The following is a 5,036-nucleotide window of genomic DNA, read 5'->3' as shown; positions in this document are numbered from 1 at the left end:
GACTTACCGCTGGTGTACCAGTTGTTCTGCCAAGGGCATTGCTGGGTAGCTATGTAGGGAAGGGATAAACGCTGAAAGCATCTAAGTGTGAAGCCCACCTCAAGATGAGATTTCCCATTTCTTTAAGAAAGTAAGACCCCTGAGAGATGATCAGGTAGATAGGTTGGAAGTGGAAGTGCAGTGATGTACGGAGCGGACCAATACTAATCGGTCGAGGACTTAACCAAAGAAACGAAATAAAAAAGGTTTTTTCGGAATTTGATTACYTACTTCAATCCAGTTTTGAGTGAATAATCACTCAACTTAATAGTTACAACACCCAGTGTGGTGGCGATAGCGAGAAGGATACACCTGTTCCCATGCCGAACACAGAAGTTAAGCTTCTTAGCGCCGATTGTAGTGAAGGGTTTCCCTTTGTGAGAGTAGGACGTCGCCACGCTAATTATTCCGGCATAGCTCAGTTGGTAGTAGCGCATGACTGTTAATCATGATGTCGTAGGTTCGAGTCCTACTGCCGGAGTAAAAGAACGAAAACTAATTAGTTTTCGTTCTTTTTTTGTTTTATAGTAAAATAAATTTTATTATTTGATAGAATCAGCAAAAGGTGGAATAATGATAAAGAAGAGTAAAACTAATTATTTTCATCTAACAGTTTTGTCATGTGAAGGATCTATTTTGTTGAATAATGGCTTTGTTGCGTTGTTTTTTGATATAATACTTATAAGCTATTTAAAACTAGGACCTTAGATTGAGTACGGGCTCTTTAACCTATGCTATAATAATTTAAAGAAGTTAGGAGGAGTGTTGTGAAGGTTTTATTATATTTTGAAGGAGAGAAAATATTAGCGAAGTCTGGAATAGGACGAGCTTTAGACCATCAGAAACGAGCACTCTCTGAAGTTGGGATAGAATATACATTAGATGCTGATTGTACAGATTATGACATTTTACATATTAATACTTATGGAATCAACAGCTATAGTATGGTAAATAAAGCAAAAAAAATGGGAAAAAAAGTTATTTATCATGCACACTCAACAGAAGAAGATTTCAGAAATTCATTTATTGGATCGAATCAGGTTTCTCCGTTAGTTAAAAAATACTTAGTTAGTCTGTACACGAAAGCAGACTATTTGATTACACCTACGCCATACTCTAAAGATTTATTAGAAGGATACGGTATTACTGTTCCAATCGCATCAATCTCAAACGGAATTGATTTGAATCGATTTAAACGTTCTGAAGCAAAAGAAAAGAAGTTTAAAGAATATTTTGAAATCAGCGAAGGGCAAAAAGTGATTATTTGTGTAGGTCTTTATTTTGAAAGAAAAGGAATCATTGATTTTGTTGAATTAGCAAGAAGATTCCCTGAATATCGATTCATTTGGTTCGGTCACACACCGATGTATTCTATTCCTAGAGCGATTAGAACAATAGTCAAAGAAGAGCACCCTGTAAATGTGGAATTTCCTGGATACATAAAAGGGGATATCATAGAAGGTGCCTATTCAGCAGCAGATCTCTTTTTCTTCCCTTCCTATGAGGAAACCGAAGGAATTGTCATACTGGAAGCATTAGCCAGTAAGCAGCAAGTTTTGGTGAGAGATATTCCTGTTTATAAAGGTTGGCTTGATGATAAAGTAAATTGCTATATGGGAAAGACTAATGAAGAATTTGAATTTTTAATTAAAGGACTTGTCGAAAAGACATTACCTGATACTCGATTGGCTGGCTATAGCGTTGCTGAAGAAAAAAGTATCGAACGGATTGGTCATGAGTTAAAAGAAGTTTATGAGACAGTTATCAGCAATGAACTTTCAGAGAGAAAAACGTAGATACATTTAGAAGATTAAAATTAATGGAGGGGAACAAGGTGAAATTTGGTTTTTTTACAGATACATATTTTCCCCAAGTTAGTGGGGTTGCAACATCTATTAAGACACTTAAAGAAGAATTAGAACAAAAAGGACACCAAGTTTATATTTTTACGACTACTGACCCAAATGCAAAAGAATTTGAAGAGGATGTCATTCGGATGCCTAGTGTTCCTTTTGTATCATTTAAGGATCGTAGAATTGTAGTTCGTGGTATGTGGTATGCTTATCTAATTGCTAAAGAGCTAGACTTAGACTTGATTCACACGCACACTGAGTTCGGTGCTGGTCTACTAGGTAAAATGGTAGGAAAGAAACTCAAAGTCCCTGTCATTCATACATATCACACGATGTATGAAGATTACTTACACTATATCGCAAAAGGAAAAGTTGTTCGTCCGACACATGTGAAGTATTTCTCTCGATTTTTTGCAAACCATACGACGGGTGTAGTTTGTCCAAGTGAAAGAGTAATCCAAAAATTAAGAGAATATGGTGTAACATCTCCAATGAGAATTATACCAACTGGAATTGATATTGATAAATTCGAAAGACCTGATATTACAATTGACATGAAAAAGGCACTTCGTAAGGAACTGGGGTTAACGGATGATAATGTCATGTTATTATCTTTGAGCCGAATTTCGTATGAAAAAAATATTCAAGCAATTATAAATGGTTTGCCAGCTATTATTGAACGTTTTCCAACAGTTAAATTAGTCATTGTGGGGGATGGTCCATATGTTGAGAAGTTGCGCTGTTTAGGGGAAGAATTGATGGTAAGTGATCATCTTCAATTTATTGGTGAAGTACCTAATGATCAGGTTGCTATTTATTATAAGGCAGCAGATTACTTTGTTAGTGCTTCAACTTCAGAAACACAAGGGCTTACCTATACAGAAGCGATGGCTTCAGGTGTTCCTTGTGTAGTGGAAGGTAATGCATATTTGAATAATTTGTTTGATCATGAAAGTTTAGGAAGAACGTTCAAAACAGATGCAGATTTTGCACCAACATTTATTGAGTATGTTGAGTCAGGAATTAAACCCGATGAAGCTGTTTTACAAGAGAAACTTTATGAAATTTCAGCAACTCGTTTCGGCAATGTAATGCTTGAATTTTATGAAGACATGATCAAGTATTATGATCAGATCATGATAGAAAAAGAAGCTGCAGCATCTATTGAGCGTATTAAAGTCAAGTTCACATCTTTAAGAAAATAAATGTTAAATCTTCTGTTCTTGGTTTATACTGAGAATAGAAGATTTTTTCATTAATCGAAAAATAGAAGGAGGATAATTATGCCACAAATTGGATTTATTGGAACAGGCGTTATGGGCGCTGCAATAGTTAAAAACATGATGAAACAAGGGCTGCAAGTGAATGTTTATAATCGAACTAAAAGCAAAACAGATGAATTAGTAGCCGATGGGGCTGTCTGGAAGGATACGCCTGCTGAAATTACGGCGAGTAGTGATATTATCTTTACAATGGTCGGTTTTCCCAAAGATGTTGAAGGGATCTATTTTGATGAGAGTGGGATCTTCTCAGTGGATATCACAGATAAGATAATTGTTGATTTGACTACAAGCACCCCCACATTGGCTGAAAAAATAGCAGTGAGAGCCAACGAGTTAGGCGGTGCCACTCTAGATGCACCTGTATCTGGAGGTGACCTAGGAGCTAAAAATGGCACTCTGACAATCATGGTTGGTGGTGAACAAGCTACTTATGACCAAGTGCTACCTATTTTTAAAACTTTCGGGACAACTTATACACTCCATGGTACTTCTGGGAAAGGTCAGCACACTAAGATGGCTAATCAAATTATGATTGCAGGTACAATGACTGGGATGACAGAAATGATGGTTTATGCTAATAAAGCTGGCTTGGATCTAGATAAGGTGATTGAAACCCTATCTGGTGGAAGTGCGGCCAACTGGTCATTAAGTAATTATAGTCCAAGAATCTTAAAAGAAAATTACTCTCCAGGCTTTTTTGTAAAGCATTTTATAAAAGATTTAAAAATTGCCTTAGACGAAGCTGAGAAAATGAATCTTGATTTACCAGCGACGAAATTAGCAACAGATCTGTATGAAAAGCTTGCTGACAAAGGGTTTGAAAACGATGGCACACAAGCTCTGATAAAGCTTTGGTGGTCTGATGGTAAGCAGCCGAAAGCTAAAAATTAAAGAACAGCAAAAAAATTAAAAAAAATGACGAAAAATCATGCAAGAAAGACAATGTTTTGATACAATGGTACAGAACTAGTTTTTAAAGGGAGGCCCATTTATGAAACATTCACAACTTGTGGCGATTATCAAGCGACTTGAAGCGATGACTGAAGCAACAGACAACGAAATTCAAGTTCGTCGTTTTGAACGTGAAGGTGCAGAAAAATGCATCGTAAACTATGATAAATCTACTGAAACATTTGAATTAACGGAAACTGATTCTCAGCAAAGCTATCAATTTGATAATATTGATATTGTTGCAATGGAAATTTATGATTTAATTCAATAATTATAAAATTTCAGTAAGTATTTAACACGAATTAATGATAATAATCGAAAATCCTGTGGCGTACAATTTTGTACGCCACAGGATTTTTTTATTTATACGGTTGTTGATGTGTCAAAAATCATTAATAGCAGCTGCTCCTTTGATTGGTGTACAGTGAAACGTGGGCCTATTTGGATAATAGAGTACCCTAAAGGATTTACTATTTTCTTGTTGTCATCTTTTTAAACATTTAATAACACTTCACTCTCTTTGTTAGAAGAGTGAAGCAGTGCAGAGTTTTTACAGCTTCTTTCTCTTTTTATAGAACACAGTAGGCAAAAGATCGATGTCAGACAGTTCCTACTAAGTTTATATATCTTCATTCCTGCTTATGACGGGAATTTTTGCTACAAGTATATCTATTATAATAAGGCGCTAAAGACGGGCTCTATAATAAATGGGACTGGTGAAAGTAGAAATACTTTTCTCAGTCCCATGTTCATTTTTATATAAAAAAACATATCGTTCTCTGATAGGATTAAGTTACCACACAAAATCTAATGGAAGGAACGATATGCTATGCTTCATACTATCAAAAAAATGCTCCGAATCATAGACAAAAATCTTACGATTTTAACTGTTTCAGAACAAAAAATAAAA

General features: G+C 35.6%; 4 protein-coding genes, 1 tRNA gene and 2 rRNA genes. All 7 read left to right on the top strand.

Annotated elements, in window-relative coordinates; genetic code table 11:
- A 23S ribosomal RNA gene (locus V192_RS0118715) occupies positions 1–227 on the top strand; the annotation flags it as partial.
- A gap of 96 nt (positions 228–323) precedes the next feature.
- Positions 324–439, top strand: a 5S ribosomal RNA gene (gene rrf, locus V192_RS0118710).
- 7 nt (positions 440–446) lie between these two features.
- Positions 447–520, top strand: a tRNA-Asn gene (locus V192_RS0118705).
- Between the two features lie 286 nt (positions 521–806).
- On the top strand, positions 807–1,835 hold the full coding sequence (locus V192_RS0118700) for an LTA glycolipid anchor biosynthesis glycosyltransferase, IagA/BgsA family (RefSeq protein ID WP_029948352.1): 1,029 nt from the start codon (positions 807–809) through the stop codon (positions 1,833–1,835).
- Positions 1,836–1,873: 38 nt separating this feature from the next.
- Positions 1,874–3,097, top strand: a complete 1,224-nt coding sequence (locus tag V192_RS0118695; protein ID WP_035011598.1) for a glycosyltransferase family 4 protein — start codon at positions 1,874–1,876, stop codon at positions 3,095–3,097.
- A gap of 78 nt (positions 3,098–3,175) precedes the next feature.
- Entirely contained in the window at positions 3,176–4,066 is an 891-nt protein-coding gene (locus V192_RS0118690) for an NAD(P)-dependent oxidoreductase (RefSeq protein WP_025873761.1), read from the top strand.
- Between the two features lie 100 nt (positions 4,067–4,166).
- Positions 4,167–4,397: a YkuJ family protein gene (locus V192_RS0118685; protein ID WP_010773374.1), complete on the top strand. Its 231-nt coding sequence runs from the start codon at positions 4,167–4,169 to the stop codon at positions 4,395–4,397.
- The last annotated feature ends 639 nt before the right edge of the window (positions 4,398–5,036 follow it).

Origin of the sequence: Enterococcus crotali, from assembly GCF_000633635.1 — a bacterium.
Lineage (GTDB): Bacteria > Bacillota > Bacilli > Lactobacillales > Enterococcaceae > Enterococcus_L > Enterococcus_L crotali.
This window is presented reverse-complemented; position numbering and strand designations above follow the sequence as displayed.

Bases quoted from the DNA above. Each gene is read 5' to 3' on its own strand.
- V192_RS0118685 (WP_010773374.1), top strand. From the start codon at position 4,167: ATGAAACATTCACAACTTGTGGCGATTATCAAGCGACTTGAAGCGATG.
- V192_RS0118690 (WP_025873761.1), top strand. From the start codon at position 3,176: ATGCCACAAATTGGATTTATTGGAACAGGCGTTATGGGCGCTGCAATA.